This window comes from Paraburkholderia sartisoli (assembly GCF_900107685.1).
Lineage (GTDB): Bacteria > Pseudomonadota > Gammaproteobacteria > Burkholderiales > Burkholderiaceae > Paraburkholderia > Paraburkholderia sartisoli.
This window is the reverse complement of the sequence record NZ_FNRQ01000001.1, coordinates 514710-529476: the sequence shown is the minus strand read 5'-3', so window position 1 is coordinate 529476 and position 14767 is coordinate 514710. Positions and strand designations below refer to the sequence as shown.

The following is a 14767-nucleotide window of genomic DNA, read 5'->3' as shown; positions in this document are numbered from 1 at the left end:
CGTGCCCTTTCCGGCCCCCGGCCCGGCCGCGCGTTTCGCGGCGGGCGGGCGCTTTCGGGGTTACTCGGTGGCGTCTGCCGTGCCTGGTGCTTCGGTGGCGTCTGTCGCTTCGGTGGCGTCTGTCGTCGCTTCGGTCGCGGCAGGTGCAGCCACCGCCACGGACGCCCGGCGCTCCATCACGGCCGCAAAGAAACCGTCTGTCGCGTGAAGATGCGGCCACAGCGACAGGTAATCGCCCATCGGCAGATCGATGCGCTGCTCGGCGAGCACGTCGCCCGCCGGAATCAGCACGAAATCCGGATGATTGGCGAGGAACTGCTTCACGACCACTTCGTTCTCGGCTTCGAGAATGCTGCAGGTCGCATATACCAGCCGCCCGCCCTTCTTCACGAGACGCGCCGCGCTCGCCAGAATCGACGCCTGTTTCGGCGCCAGTTCGGCGACCGATTCCGGCGACTGACGCCACTTCAGGTCCGGATTGCGACGCAGCGTGCCTAGGCCGCTGCACGGCGCGTCCACCAGCACGCGGTCGATCTTGCCCGCGAGGCGCTTGATCTTCGCGTCGTGTTCGCTGTCGATCAGCACCGGGTTCACGTTCGACAGGCCGCTGCGCGCAAGGCGCGGCTTCAGCTTCGCGAGACGCCGCTCGGAGATGTCGAACGCATAGAGACGGCCCGTCGAGCGCATCGCGGCGCCGAGTGCGAGCGTCTTGCCACCCGCGCCCGCGCAGAAGTCGACGATCATCTCGCCGCGCTTCGGCGCGACGAGCGAGCACAGCAGCTGGCTGCCTTCGTCCTGCACTTCGACCCAGCCGTTCTGGAACGCATCGAGCTTCGTGAGCGGCGGCTTGCCGACCACGCGTACGCCGAACGGCGCGAACGGCGTCCCGCCGGCTTCGATGCCGGCCTTGCCGAGCGCTTCGAGCAGGTCGTCGCGGCTCGCCTTGATCGGGTTGGCGCGCAGGTCGAGCGGCGCCGGGTAATTCAGCGCGGCGGCGAGCTGCGCCAGCTCCGCCGGCTCAAACCGGTTCGACAGTGCCTGATAAAGCCAGTCGGGCAGATTCAGCCGGATGCGCAGCGGCAGGCTTTCCGGGTCGATCTTCGAGACGTGTTCGAGCCACGTCGATTCGGCGTCCGAGACGAACGGCTTGAGCGCCGAGCGCCCCGCCGTCTGCATCAGCCCGAGCAGCGCGAGGCGCCGCGCCGGGCTGCCCGTGCCGCTTTCGGCCAGATGCGCGAACTCCATCCGGCGACGCAGCACCGCGAAAACAGCCTCAGCGATCACGCCGCGCTCGCCGTGCCCGAGCTTCGGATGCGCGCGGAAAAAGCGGCTCGTGGCGGCGTCCGCGGGGCCCGCGAACTTCAGCACGTCCGCGAGCAGTGTTTCAGTTTGTCCAATCAGAAAACCATGCAGCCTCATACGCCCTCCCCGGCGGTTTGACCGGCGAAGAGCCATTGCGGCTCTTCCGGCGGCGTAAGCGTGACGCGCAATCCGTCGAGGGCAAGACGCCCTTCGACGAACCAGCGCACGGCACGCGGATAAATGACATGTTCGGTGGCAAGCACGCGCGCGGCCAGCGCGGCGGCGTCGTCGCCGGCCAGCACGGGCACCGCCGACTGGATGACGATCGGCCCATGGTCGAGCTGCGACGTGACAAAATGCACGGACGCGCCGTGCAGCCGCACGCCCGCGTCGAGCGCCTGCTGATGCGTTTTCAGGCCGGCGAAGCTCGGCAGCAGCGACGGATGCACGTTGAGCATCCGGCCGGCGTAACGGTCGACGAAACCCGGCGTGAGCACGCGCATGAAGCCGGCAAGCACCAGCAGGTCGGGCGAAAAGCGGTCGATTTCAGCGGAGAGCGCGGCGTCGAACGCCTCGCGGTCAGGAAACTGGCGGTGGTCGACGACCACCGTGGCAATGCCTTGCGACGCCGCGAAAGCAAGACCCGCGGCGTCTGGACGGTTGGCAATCACGGCGGCGACCTCGGCCGGCCAGTGCTCGCGCGAGCATGCGCGGACAATGGCTTCCATGTTGCTTCCCCGTCCGGAAATCAGGATGACGAGTTTTTTCATCCGCGGATTTTAACATTCAGGGGGCCCGCAAACCGGGCCTGGCCGCCGTGCTGACGCCCGAGCGTTTATAATCGTTTGTTTTGCGGCATCTGGCCCACTCTACTCAAACCCGCCACACCCGCTATCGTGAGAGTCTTCCGCGGTCTTCCCAATGCTGAAAGCCGTGCGCCCTGCGCACTGACCATCGGCAACTTCGACGGTGTCCACCGCGGCCATCAGGCTTTGCTCGCGCACGTCCGCGCGGCCGCCGATGCACGCGGCCTGCCCGTCTGCGTGATGACCTTCGAGCCCCACCCGCGCGAATTCTTCAATCCGGCCGCCGCGCCGCCGCGCATCGCGATGCTGCGCGACAAGCTCGAAGCGCTTCGCATGAACGGCGTCGATCGCGTCGTCGTCGAGCATTTCAACCAGACGTTTGCCAGCCAGTCGCCGGATACGTTCGTCGAGCGGATCATCGTGAACGGCCTGCACGCGCGCTGGGTGATGATCGGCGACGACTTCCGCTACGGCGCGAAACGCGCGGGCGATTTCAATTCGCTGAAGGCAGCGGGCGAGCAGCACGGCTTCGAAGTCGAGCAGATGGCGACCGTCGCCGATCCGTCCGGCGCGCGAATTTCCAGCTCCGGCGTGCGCACGGCGCTGGTCGCGGGCGATCTCGATTCGGCGCGCGCCGCGCTCGGCCGCGACTACCTGATCAGCGGCCACGTCGTACACGGCATGAAGCTCGGTCGCGACCTCGGCTTTCCCACCCTGAATCTGCCGATCGCGCACAGGCGGCCAGCGCTCGGGGGCATCTTCGTCGTGCGCGTGCATGGCGTCGAGGCGGAGCCGCTGCCGGGCGTCGCGAGCCTCGGCCTGCGTCCGACCGTCGACGACTCCGGGCGCGTGCTGCTCGAAGTCCACCTGCTCGACTGGCACGGCGACGCGTATGGCAAACTCGTGCGCGTCGAATTTCTGAAGAAGCTGCGCGACGAGGAGAAATACGTCGACCTCGAAACGCTGACCGTTGCGATCTCGCGCGACGTCGCCAATGCGCGCGCGTGGTTTGCGGCCGTCGGCGCGCATGCGCCGGGCAGCCAGTCAACCGGCTTCGCCACCTCGGCCACCGACCGAATTAGATAACCGCCGCGGTACGTGTCTGGCTGCAAGCCGCGCACGTGCCCCTCGCCGTGCGCACCGGACAGCGCCAGTCGCCCACGCGACCCGCCTGCCTGATGCGCGCCATGCCCCGCGTACTCCGCGACACACAGCATTCACCGCGACCTGATCATGAGCAACAAGAAAGCCGATTCGAAACCGCAGTCCCGCTACCCGGTCAACCTGCTCGACACGCCGTTCCCGATGCGCGGCGACCTGCCCAAACGCGAACCGCAATGGGTGAAGGAATGGCAGGAGCGCAAGATCTACGAAAAGATCCGCGCCGCCAGCAAGGGCCGCGCGAAGTTCATCCTGCACGACGGCCCGCCGTATGCGAACGGCGACATCCACCTCGGCCACGCGGTGAACAAGATCCTGAAGGACATGATCGTCAAGGCGCGCAATCTCGCGGGCTTCGACGCGGTCTACGTGCCGGGCTGGGATTGCCACGGCATGCCGATCGAAATCCAGATCGAAAAGCAGTTCGGCAAGTCGCTGCCCGCGATCGAGGTGATGCAGAAGGCGCGCGCCTACGCGAGCGAGCAGATCGAAAAGCAGAAGGCCGGCTTCCGGCGCCTGGGCGTGCTCGGCGACTGGGACAACCCGTACAGGACGATGAACTTCGCGAATGAAGCCGGCGAAATCCGCGCGCTCGCGAAGATCATCGAAAAAGGCTACGTGTTCCGCGGCCTGAAGCCGGTGAACTGGTGCTTCGACTGCGGCTCGGCGCTCGCCGAAGCGGAAGTCGAATACAAGGACAAGACCGATCCGACGATCGACGTGCTGTTCAGCTTCGCCGAACCGGACAAAACCGCGCAGGCGTTTGGCCTCGCGGCGCTGCCGCGCAGCGAGGGCGGCATCGTCATCTGGACGACGACGCCGTGGACGATCCCCGCCAACCAGGCGCTGAACGTCCATCCGGAGATCACGTACGCGCTGGTCGATACGCCGCGCGGCCTCCTGATTCTCGCGGAAGAACGCGTCGAGGCGTGCCTGAAGCAGTACGGCCTCGAAGGCCACGTGATCGCGACGGCGCCCGGCGCGAGCCTCGCGAACGTGCGCTTTCATCATCCGCTCGCGTCCGCGCATCCGGATTACCGCCGCACGTCGCCGGTCTATCTCGGCGACTACGTGACGACCGAAACGGGTACCGGCATCGTGCATTCGTCGCCGGCGTACGGCGTGGAAGACTTCGTGTCGTGCAAGGCGCACGGCATGGCGGACTCCGACATCATCGGGCCGGTGATGGGCGACGGCCGCTATATCGAGTCGCTTGCGCTCTTCGGCGGGCTGTCGATCTGGGCGGCGAATCCGAAGATCGTCGAGGCGCTGGAAGCGGCCGGCTCGCTGCTGCGCACCGAAAAATACACGCACAGCTACATGCATTGCTGGCGCCACAAGACGCCGATCATCTATCGCGCGACTTCGCAGTGGTTCGCCGGCATGGACGTCAAGCCGAAAGACACGGACAGGACACTGCGGGAAACCGCGCTCGAAGGCATCGAGAACACCGCGTTCTATCCGTCGTGGGGCAAGCAGCGCCTCTTCAGCATGATCGCGAACCGCCCTGACTGGACGCTCTCGCGTCAACGTCAGTGGGGCGTGCCGATGGCGTTCTTCGTACACAAGGAAACGGGCGAACTGCATCCGCGCACGCTGGAACTGCTCGAGGAAGTCGCGAAACGCGTCGAACAGGGCGGCATCGAGACGTGGCAGTCGCTCGATCCGCGCGAGCTGCTCGGCGACGACGCCAACATGTACGAAAAGAACCGCGACACGCTCGACGTCTGGTTCGATTCCGGCACGACGCACTGGCACGTGCTGCGCGGCTCGCACAAGGATGAACTGCAGTTCCCGGCTGACCTGTACCTCGAAGGATCGGACCAGCATCGCGGCTGGTTCCACTCGTCGCTGCTGACCGCTTCGATGCTCGATGGGCGGCCGCCCTATAACGCGCTGCTGACGCACGGCTTCACGGTCGACGGCGAAGGCCGCAAGATGAGCAAGTCGCTCGGCAACGGGATCGACCCGCACGAAGTGGCGAACCGTCTCGGCGCGGAAATCATCCGCCTGTGGATCGCTTCGACCGACTACTCGGGCGAGCTCGCGATCTCTGAGGAAATCCTGAAGCGCGTGACGGAAGGCTACCGGCGCATCCGCAACACGCTGCGCTTCCTGCTCGCGAACCTGTCGGACTTCGACTTCGCGAAGGACGCGCGTCCGGTCGAAGACTGGCTCGAAATCGACCGCTACGCGGTTGCGCTGTCGGCCGGCCTGCAGGCGGACATCCTCGCGCACTACGAGAAGTACGAGTTCCACCCGGTCGTCGCGAAGCTGCAGACGTTCTGCTCGGAAGACCTCGGCGGCTTCTATCTCGACGTGCTGAAGGACCGGCTGTACACCACGGCGGCCGGTTCGGTCGCGCGCCGCGCGGCCCAGACCGCGCTGTATCACATCGCGCACGGCCTGCTGCGTCTGATGGCGCCGTTCCTGTCGTTCACCGCCGAAGAAGCATGGAAGATCTTCCAGCCGTCGGGCGAAACGATCTTCACGGAAACGTATCACGCGTGGCCGGACGTGCCGCAATCCGCCGCGCTCGTCGACAAGTGGACGCTCCTGCGCGAAGTGCGCGGCACCGTGACGAAGGCGCTGGAAGAAGCGCGCGTCGCGAACCTGATCGGTTCCTCGCTGCAGGCGGAAGTCGAAATCCGCGCGAGCGGCGCGCGTTACGACGCGCTGGCAAGCCTCGGTGACGACCTCAAGTTCGTGCTGATCACCTCGGCGGCCACGCTCGTCAAGGTCGACACCGCCGAAGAAGAAGGCGTCGAAGTCATCGCGTCGAAGTATCTGAAGTGCGAGCGCTGCTGGCACTATCGCGCGGACGTCGGCGCGCACGCCGACCACCCGTCGCTGTGCGGGCGCTGCTTCAGCAACCTCTTTGGCAGCGGTGAAGCAAGGAGCGCGGCATAATGGGCAGAACCCTGTCGAAACCCGCGGGCGGATCGCTGGCGCCGTGGCTGGGCGTCGCGCTGATCGTCATCCTGTTCGACCAGCTGTCGAAGATCGCGATTGCGAAGGTGTTCGCGTACGGCCAGTCGGTCGCGCTCGCGCCATTCTTCAACCTCGTGCTCGTGTACAACCGCGGCGCGGCGTTCAGCTTTCTCGCAGCGGCGGGCGGCTGGCAGCGCTGGGCGTTCACGGCGCTTGGCGTCATCGCGGCGCTGGTAATCTGCTATCTGCTGAGGCGCCACGGCAACCAGCGGCTCTTCTGCACGGCGCTGGCGCTGATTCTGGGCGGCGCGCTCGGCAACGTGATCGACCGGATCGCGTACGGCCACGTGATCGATTTTCTCGATTTTCACGTGCGTGCGTGGCACTGGCCGGCGTTCAATATCGCCGACAGCGCGATCACGATCGGCGCCGCGCTGCTCGTGTTCGATGAACTGCGGCGCGTGCGCGGCGCGCGCTGATCCGGCGCGCTTTTTACGCATGATTTGGCGCGCCTGATCATCCGTATCCAGGCCGGCGGCCTGCACCCGAGGGCACGCCGGCCGTCATGCTTTGTCGGAGGCTCGCGTTGGCAACCGCTGAACTCGCTGGAAAACATCTCGTCCTCGGCATGTCGGGCGGCATCGCCTGTTACAAGATCGCTGAACTCACGCGCTTGCTGACCAAGGCCGGTGCGACCGTGCAGGTCGCGATGACCGAAGCGGCGACGCAGTTCATCACGCCCGTCACGATGCAGGCGCTGTCGGGCCGGCCCGTCTATACGAGCCAGTGGGACACGCGCATCGACAACAACATGCCGCACATCGATCTGTCGCGCGAAGCCGACGCGATCGTGATCGCACCGGCTTCGACCGATTTCCTCGCGAAACTCGCCCACGGCATGGCCGACGATCTGCTGTCCACGCTATGTGTGGCGCGCGACTGTCCGCTTCTCGTCGTCCCGGCGATGAACCGCCAGATGTGGCTGAATCCGGCGACGCAACGCAACGTCGCGCAGCTGCGCGCCGATGGTGTCGAGGTGCTCGGACCAGACTCGGGCGCGCAGGCCTGTGGCGAAACGGGCGACGGACGCATGCTCGAACCCGAAGCCACGTACGAAGCCATTGCATCGTTCTTCACGCCGAAAATTCTCGCGGGCCGCCGCGTGCTGCTGACGGCCGGCCCGACGTTCGAGCCGCTCGACCCCGTGCGCGGCATCACGAACCGTTCGAGCGGCAAGATGGGCTTCGCGCTCGCACGCGCCGCGCAGCAGGCGGGCGCGGACGTCCATCTGGTCGCCGGTCCGGTTTCGCTGGAGACGCCGTGGGGCGTGTACCGCGAAGACGTGCAGACCGCCCAGCAGATGCACGACGCCGTGATGCGTGCCGTGGGCAATTACGACATCTTCATCGGCGTCGCGGCGGTGGCCGACTGGCGCATCGATCACGTCGCCGAACACAAGATCAAGAAGAACGCGGACCGGTCTTTGCCGACGTTCATGTTCGTCGAAAATCCGGACATCCTGGCATCGGTGGCGAAGCTGCCGCATCCGCCCTTTTGCGTCGGCTTCGCGGCGGAGAGCGGCAACCTCGACGTACACGGCGAAGAAAAGCGCGTGCGCAAGAACGTGCCGTTGCTGATCGGCAATCTCGGCCCGCTGACCTTCGGTCTCGACGACAACGAAGTCGTTCTCTTCGAAGCGAAAGGCGCGACGAAGCTGCCGCGCGCCGACAAGCGGACGCTCGCACGCGCACTGATCACCGAAATCGCGAAGCGTCTGCCGGACACGCGCCTCATCACCTGACGCAACCTGACGCGGCGCGCGCAGCATCCACCTTGAACCGGAGCGGAACCATGACATTACTTTCCGTGCTCGATCAAACCCCGGTCATCGACGGGCATTCGGTGTCAGACGCCGTGGCCGCCACCGTCGAACTCGCGCAACTCGCCGACGATCTCGGTTACACGCGCTACTGGTGCGCCGAGCATCACGGCCTGCGCGGCGTGTCGAACCCGTGCCCGGAAGTGATGCTCGCGCGGCTCGGCAGCGTGACGAAGCGCATCCGGCTCGGTTCGGGCGGCGTCATGCTGCCGTACTACACCCCGTTCAAGCTTGCCGAACAGTTCATGATGCTGGAGGCGCTCTTTCCGAACCGGATCGATCTGGGCGTCGGCCGCGCGCCGGGCGGCGACATGCGCACCGCGCAGGCAGTCGCCGCGGGCGCGTACAACCGCGGCAACATTTTTCCGCAGCAGGTCGCCGATCTCGTCGGGCTGATGAACGGCACGCTGCCGCCGGAGCACGTCGCGCACGGCGTGCTGCTGCAACCGGCCGTCGAAACCCGTCCGCAGCTTTGGGTGCTCGGCTCGAGCGACTTCGGCGGCATGCTTGCCGCGCAGCTCGGCCTGCGTTTCTCGTTCGCGCATTTCATCAACGCACACTTCGGCCATCAGGTCGCGCAGGTGTATCGCGAGCGCTTCACGGCCGGCAACGAAGCGCAGCCCTATCTCGCCGCCGCCGTCTTCGTGATCTGCGCGGATACGGAACAGGAAGCCGCCGACCTCGAAAAAGCCGTCGACCTGCGGCGCGTGCAGATGGCGTACGGCTTGAACGCACCGATTCCGTCGACCGAACAGGGCGTCGCGCAGGAATACGGCGAGCGCGAGCAACTGGTGATCGACCGCGAGAAGCCGCGCAGCATCATCGGCACGCCCGAAAGCGTCACCGCGAGGATGCTCGCCATCCAGGAACAGTACCAGGCCGACGAACTGATCGTCCTGACCGTGGCCGGCAGTTACCGTGCACGGCTTCGCTCTTATGAGCTTCTCGCCGAAGCGTTCCAGCTGGCACGCTAAGGTTTTTTTAATCCAACACGAACCTGCATGAAACTCGACCTGAAGATTCTCGACGCGCGCATGCGCGAACAGTTGCCCGCCTACGCGACAACCGGCAGCGCGGGCCTCGACCTGCGCGCCTGCCTCGATGAACCGTTGACGCTGAAGCCCGGCGAAACCGCGCTGGTGCCGACAGGCCTCGCGATTCACGTCGGCGACCCGGGTTACGCGGCGCTGATCCTGCCGCGCTCGGGCCTCGGTCACAAGCATGGCATCGTGCTCGGCAACCTGGTCGGCCTGATCGATTCGGATTACCAGGGGCAACTGATGATTTCGACGTGGAATCGCGGCCAGACCGAATTCACGCTGAATCCGATGGAGCGCCTCGCACAGCTCGTGATCGTGCCGGTCGTGCAGGCAGAATTCAACATCGTCGACGACTTCGAGGAAAGCACGCGTGGCGCCGGCGGTTTCGGCAGCACGGGCAAGCATTAACCGCTTTCGTTTTTCAAAAGCAAAAAGCAGAACGGCGCGGGGTTTAACCCGCGCCGTTCTGCCTTCACGTACAGCTTAAAGTAGAACCTTACTCGACTTCGATCGCTTCCGGATTCGGATTGCGCGGCGCCGGCTGCTCGTCGAAGGTCAACTGCACCTTGTCTTCCGCATCGACGTCGACCGTCACGCGGCCGCCGCTCATCAGCTTGCCGAACAGCAACTCGTCTGCCAGCGCACGACGGATCGTGTCCTGGATCAGGCGCTGCATCGGACGCGCGCCCATCAGCGGATCGAAACCGTGCTTCGCGAGATGCTGACGCAGCGCATCGGTGAAGAGCGCGTCGACCTTCTTCTCGTGCAACTGGTCTTCGAGCTGCATCAGGAACTTGTCGACCACGCGCATGATGATTTCTTCATCGAGCGAGCGGAAGCTGATCGTCGCGTCCAGACGGTTACGGAACTCCGGCGTGAACATGCGCTTGATGTCGACCATTTCGTCACCGGTTTCCCGGCGCGTCGTGAAGCCGATCGTCGACTTGTTCATCGACTCAGCGCCCGCGTTCGTCGTCATGATGATGATGACGTTGCGGAAATCCGCCTTGCGACCGTTGTTGTCCGTCAGCGTGCCGTGGTCCATCACCTGCAGCAGCACGTTGTAGATGTCCGGATGCGCCTTCTCGATTTCGTCGAGCAGCAGCACGCAATGCGGCTTCTTCGTGACGGCTTCGGTGAGCAGACCACCCTGATCGAACCCGACGTATCCCGGCGGCGCGCCGATCAGACGGCTCACCGCGTGACGCTCCATATACTCCGACATGTCGAAGCGGATCAGCTCGATGCCGAGCGTGAACGCGAGTTGCCGCGCCACTTCGGTCTTGCCGACGCCCGTCGGGCCGGAGAACAGGAACGCGCCAATCGGCTTGTCCAGTTTGCCAAGGCCGGCACGCGCCATCTTGATCGCGGCCGACAGCGCATCGATCGCCGGGTCTTGCCCGAACACGACGCTCTTCAGATCGCGATCGAGCGTCTGCAGCTTGCTGCGATCGTCCTGCGAAACACTTTGCGGCGGCACGCGTGCGATCTTCGAGATGATTTCCTCGATCTCGCCCTTGCCGATCGTCTTCTTCTGCTTCGATTTCGGCAGGATGCGTTGCGCCGCGCCCGCTTCGTCGATCACGTCGATCGCCTTGTCCGGCAGATGACGATCCGTGATGAAGCGCGCCGACAGTTCAGCGGCCGCGTTCAGCGCGCCCGACGAATACTTCACGCCGTGGTGCTCTTCGAAACGCGACTTGAGGCCGCGCAGGATCGCCACCGTCTGCTCGACGGTCGGCTCGGTCACGTCGATCTTCTGGAAACGGCGCGACAGTGCCGCGTCCTTTTCGAAGATGCCGCGATATTCGGTGAACGTGGTCGCGCCGATGCACTTCAGCGTGCCCGACGACAGCGCCGGCTTCAGCAGGTTCGACGCATCCAGCGTGCCGCCCGACGCAGCACCTGCGCCGATCAGCGTATGAATTTCGTCGATGAAGAGAATCGCGTGCGGACGCTCCTTCAGTTCCTTCAACACCGTTTTCAGGCGCTGTTCGAAATCGCCGCGATACTTGGTGCCCGCGAGCAGCGCGCCCATGTCGAGCGAATACACCTGCGCATCCGCGAGAATGTCCGGCACTTCGCCGCGCGTGATGCGCCAGGCGAGACCTTCGGCGATCGCCGTCTTGCCGACGCCGGCCTCGCCGACCAGCAGCGGATTGTTCTTGCGCCGTCGGCACAGCACCTGCACCACGCGTTCGACTTCCAGCTCGCGCCCGATCAGCGGGTCGATGCGGCCGTCTTTCGCCATCTGGTTCAGGTTCTGCGTGAACTGCGCAAGCGGGGTTTCCTTCTGCGCGGCGGCTTCATCGGACTCGGCGCTGGCGTCGCTCGCTTTCGCGGCGTCGGTGCTGTTCGTCTTCGCGATGCCATGCGAGATGAAGTTCACCACGTCCAGACGCGTCACGCCCTGCTGCTGCAGGTAGTAGACCGCGTGCGAATCCTTCTCGCCGAAAATCGCGACGAGAACGTTCGCGCCGGTGACTTCCTTCTTGCCGTTCGATGTCGACTGAACATGCATGATCGCGCGTTGAATCACGCGCTGGAAGCCGAGTGTCGGCTGCGTATCGACGTCGTCCGTGCCCGGCACGGTCGGCGTGTTGTCATGAATGAAGTTGCGCAGGTTCTGGCGCAGATCTTCGATGTTGGCTGCACACGCGCGCAACACTTCTGCTGCCGTCGGATTGTCCAACAGGGCCAGTAAAAGATGTTCGACCGTTATGAACTCGTGCCGCGCCTGGCGTGCTTCCATGAACGCCATGTGCAGGCTGACTTCCAGTTCCTGGGCAATCATGCTTCCTCCATCACACACTGCAGCGGATGCCCGGCCTGCCGTGCGTGGGTAACGACTTGCTCGACTTTGGTCGACGCGATGTCCCGCGTGTAGACCCCACAAACCCCCCGACCTTCGCGATGCACCTTCAACATCACCTGCGTTGCGGTCTCACGATCCTTGTTGAAATACTCCTGCACGATCATCACGACGAATTCCATCGGCGTGAAGTCGTCATTCAGCAGCACCACCTTGTACATGGCCGGCGGTTTCAGCTTCTGTTCCTGCCGCTCCAGTACGGTGCCATCCTGCTTGTCCGGGATAATCGCCATACATCCAATTCTAAACAACCCGGGCAGGCCCGCAATCCTGCCAAAACCCGACCGGCTGGTCGGCGATCGGTTCGCCACCGCCTGACCGTACAGCCTTGTCACGCGTGAGTTCTGCACCGAGCCGATTGCGGATCCGGCTCACGGGACTGGCATAAAGCCTATCCCGAAAACTGCAGTCGAAACGAGTATCGCACAACCCGTCAGATCAGGCGGGGGGACGACCGCGATGCCCGTCTGGTCTGAACCTCATGTGAGTCGATTATGCGTCTTTTCAAGATGCGCCGCTTGCGCCACCGCACATAAGAAAAGAAGGAAAAACCCTGGAAATTGGGTCTTTACAACGTGCCCACGGCCGTCTCAAAATTTTCTTGACAGTCGAATTAATAGCCACAACAATCAAGCTGGCACTTTTTTCCACCCAGCCGGAATAACGGAAAAATGCCGTGGTGAGCTTGTAACGAGGAGCGGCAGCAACTGCGGTCGTTAAGCTTTTCGAGGGGCTCGTGGTAGGGACATGAGTTACAGGGGAAGTTGGCATGGCAACTGGTACGGTCAAATGGTTCAATGACGCGAAAGGTTTCGGATTCATTACGCCCGACGAAGGCGGTGAGGATCTGTTTGCACACTTTTCGGCAATCCAGATGAACGGTTTCAAAACGCTCAAGGAAGGCCAGAAAGTAAGCTTCGAGGTCGTGCAAGGCCCCAAAGGCAAACAGGCATCGAACATCCAGGCTGCCGCCTGACCCGTTCGATACCCAGACCCTGAAAACCCGGCCTCGTGCCGGGTTTTTCGTTTTGTGCCTTTGTATTTCCGGCCTGTTGCCGGAATTCCGAGGTCGCGTTCAGATGACCTTGAGCGTGCCCATCATGCCGAGGTCCTCGTGTTCGAGGATGTGGCAATGGAACATCCGGTCGCCCGCCATCTTCTGAACCGTGGCGATGCGCACGGTCTCGCCGGGCTGGACGTTCACCGTGTCGCGCCACGCGAGAAGCGGCTCGGGCGTGACCGCCCCGCCGCGCGCCCGCCCGACGACCTGAAACTGCGTGCCATGCAGATGGAACGGATGATCCATGTCCGTGCGGTTCTCGATGGCCCATTCCTCGACTGCGTCGCGCCGGCTCGTCAACGTAACCCGCTTCGGATCGAACGAGGTGCCGTTGATCATGAACCGCATTCCCGCCGGCATGCCGTGGACCGATGCGCCAGAACGGTGCATCGCGGCCATGTCCATCGCTTCCGAAAAAACCACCGACTTCCGCGCGACTGGTGCAGAAAGCGGCACGATGGTCCGCAACGTTGCAGGTATTGCACGCATTCCTCCGCTGGCCTCGCTGGCCTCGCCAGCCGGTTGCGGCTGGAACGCGACGTCGGCGAGCACGCGCGCCGGGTCGGGCGGCAGGCTGCCCGCCGACATCGCCATCTTGCGACGGTCGTAGACATCGGCGGTGAGCGTTGCCTGCGACGGTGCGCTGCCGGCGCGCACGATCACTTCGGCGCGCTCGCCGGGCGCGAGCAGTAGCTCGGTCAAGCCTTCGCGCGGCTTTTCCAGCAAACCGCCGTCCGTGCCGACCTGAACGAAGCGCTGCCCGGCGCCGAGCGAAAATCTCAGATAGCGGGCACTGCATGCATTCCACAGGCGCCAGCGTTCATCTTCCTTGACGGCGATGCGTGGACGGTGCGCGCCGTTCACCAGCACGAACTGCCCTTCGCGGCCGTTCATCCAGTCCATCATGTCGTTCGCGGGAATCGAGCCGTCGGCCGCGAGTTTCAGGTCGGAGAAAAACAGGTGACGCTCGGGAAAGCCGGCGAGCGGATCGTCGGCGGCGCGGACGATGATCGGTCCGGCGAGCCCGCGAAACACCTGTTCCGCCGACATCATGTGCGGATGCGGGTGGTACCAGTACGTGCCGGCGCTTCCGGGCGGCAGCGTGAAGCGGTACACATGCGTGGCGCCCGGCGCGATCATCAACGACGGGTTGCCGTCCTGATCGGGCGGGACCGGCAGGCCGTGCCAGTGAATCGTCGATGGCTGCGGCAGACGGTTCACGAAACGGATCTCGACGGTATCGCCTTCGCGGACGTCGATCAGCGGACCGGTGACCGGGCCCTGCGCGCTGTCCGCATCCGGTCCGTTGTATTGCCAGAACGTTGTCGGCTGGCCCGCGAGCAGCGTGTGCTTCGCGGGCGCGGCGACGAGCGTCGCGCGAAACGTGCCGGCCTCGCCGCTGGAATTCACCAGCGTGCGCAATTCAGGGAGCGGCGCGCCGGCCGGCAACGCGTCGTCAGCGGCCAGGGAAACCTGAGGCGGCGTTTTGGGCGACGGCATCGCGTGGTGCATGCCGGCCATCCCGGGCATGTCGTCCATGCCTTCCATGCCCTGCATCGAATGGCCGGCGTGCTGGGCGAAAGCGCTGCGTGCAAATAGCGACGCGATGGCCGTGCCCAGCGAGCGGGCGAGAAATTGCCTGCGAATCATGATGGTTTCCTTGTTTCGGCGAACGGGCGCAAGGCGCCGCGCGTTCGCGTGTGGGTCGTGCGTTGG

Annotated in this window: 12 protein-coding genes; 7 read left to right on the top strand and 5 right to left on the bottom strand. The window is 64.6% G+C overall.

Translation table 11 applies throughout. The features are described 5' to 3' along the window. Nucleotides 1-60: 60 nt before the first annotated feature. Entirely contained in the window at nucleotides 61-1419 is a 1359-nt protein-coding gene (locus tag BLV45_RS02390; protein ID WP_090528436.1) for an RsmB/NOP family class I SAM-dependent RNA methyltransferase, read from the bottom strand. Next, complete coding sequence (purN, locus tag BLV45_RS02385; protein ID WP_090528433.1) at nucleotides 1416-2072, bottom strand: phosphoribosylglycinamide formyltransferase; 657 nt, start codon at nucleotides 2070-2072, stop codon at nucleotides 1416-1418. The genes BLV45_RS02390 and purN overlap by 4 nt, the downstream gene beginning before the upstream one ends. Nucleotides 2073-2198: 126 nt before the next feature. Between purN and BLV45_RS02380 the strand changes: the two genes are divergently transcribed. The 6 genes from BLV45_RS02380 to dut all read left to right on the top strand — a co-directional run bounded on the left by BLV45_RS02380 (nucleotide 2199) and on the right by dut (nucleotide 9527). Further along, the gene (locus BLV45_RS02380) at nucleotides 2199-3194 is read left to right on the top strand and encodes a bifunctional riboflavin kinase/FAD synthetase (RefSeq protein ID WP_090528430.1); all 996 of its coding nucleotides are present in this window, start codon (nucleotides 2199-2201) and stop codon (nucleotides 3192-3194) included. A gap of 147 nt (nucleotides 3195-3341) precedes the next feature. Beyond that, nucleotides 3342-6179, top strand: a complete 2838-nt coding sequence (gene ileS / locus BLV45_RS02375) for an isoleucine--tRNA ligase (protein ID WP_090528427.1) — start codon at nucleotides 3342-3344, stop codon at nucleotides 6177-6179. Beyond that, nucleotides 6179-6679: a signal peptidase II gene (gene lspA / locus BLV45_RS02370; RefSeq protein WP_090528424.1), complete on the top strand. Its 501-nt coding sequence runs from the start codon at nucleotides 6179-6181 to the stop codon at nucleotides 6677-6679. Before ileS ends, lspA begins: the two co-directional genes overlap by 1 nt. Nucleotides 6680-6786: 107 nt before the next feature. Next, nucleotides 6787-8001, top strand: coding sequence for a bifunctional phosphopantothenoylcysteine decarboxylase/phosphopantothenate--cysteine ligase CoaBC (gene coaBC / locus BLV45_RS02365; RefSeq protein WP_090528421.1), 1215 nt, complete (start codon nucleotides 6787-6789; stop codon nucleotides 7999-8001). 50 nt (nucleotides 8002-8051) lie between these two features. Further along, nucleotides 8052-9053 carry an LLM class flavin-dependent oxidoreductase gene (locus tag BLV45_RS02360; protein WP_090528418.1) on the top strand — a complete coding sequence of 334 codons (1002 nt, stop codon included), beginning with the start codon at nucleotides 8052-8054 and terminating at the stop codon, nucleotides 9051-9053. A 27-nt stretch (nucleotides 9054-9080) separates the two neighbouring features. Then, the gene (gene dut, locus BLV45_RS02355; RefSeq protein ID WP_090528415.1) at nucleotides 9081-9527 is read left to right on the top strand and encodes a dUTP diphosphatase; all 447 of its coding nucleotides are present in this window, start codon (nucleotides 9081-9083) and stop codon (nucleotides 9525-9527) included. Nucleotides 9528-9615: 88 nt separating this feature from the next. Here the strand turns inward: dut and clpA are convergent, their stop codons facing one another. Both clpA and clpS read right to left on the bottom strand, forming a co-directional pair. After that, nucleotides 9616-11913, bottom strand: coding sequence for an ATP-dependent Clp protease ATP-binding subunit ClpA (clpA, locus tag BLV45_RS02350; protein WP_090528412.1), 2298 nt, complete (start codon nucleotides 11911-11913; stop codon nucleotides 9616-9618). Continuing rightward, nucleotides 11910-12224, bottom strand: coding sequence for an ATP-dependent Clp protease adapter ClpS (gene clpS, locus BLV45_RS02345; protein WP_090528410.1), 315 nt, complete (start codon nucleotides 12222-12224; stop codon nucleotides 11910-11912). The genes clpA and clpS overlap by 4 nt, the downstream gene beginning before the upstream one ends. A gap of 536 nt (nucleotides 12225-12760) precedes the next feature. On the opposite strand from clpS, the gene cspD reads away from it, so the two are divergent. Then, nucleotides 12761-12967, top strand: a complete 207-nt coding sequence (gene cspD, locus BLV45_RS02340; protein ID WP_017776809.1) for a cold shock domain-containing protein CspD — start codon at nucleotides 12761-12763, stop codon at nucleotides 12965-12967. Between the two features lie 99 nt (nucleotides 12968-13066). Here the strand turns inward: cspD and BLV45_RS02335 are convergent, their stop codons facing one another. Continuing rightward, nucleotides 13067-14701, bottom strand: a complete 1635-nt coding sequence (locus BLV45_RS02335) for a multicopper oxidase family protein (protein ID WP_090528407.1) — start codon at nucleotides 14699-14701, stop codon at nucleotides 13067-13069. Between the last annotated feature and the right edge of the window lie 66 nt (nucleotides 14702-14767).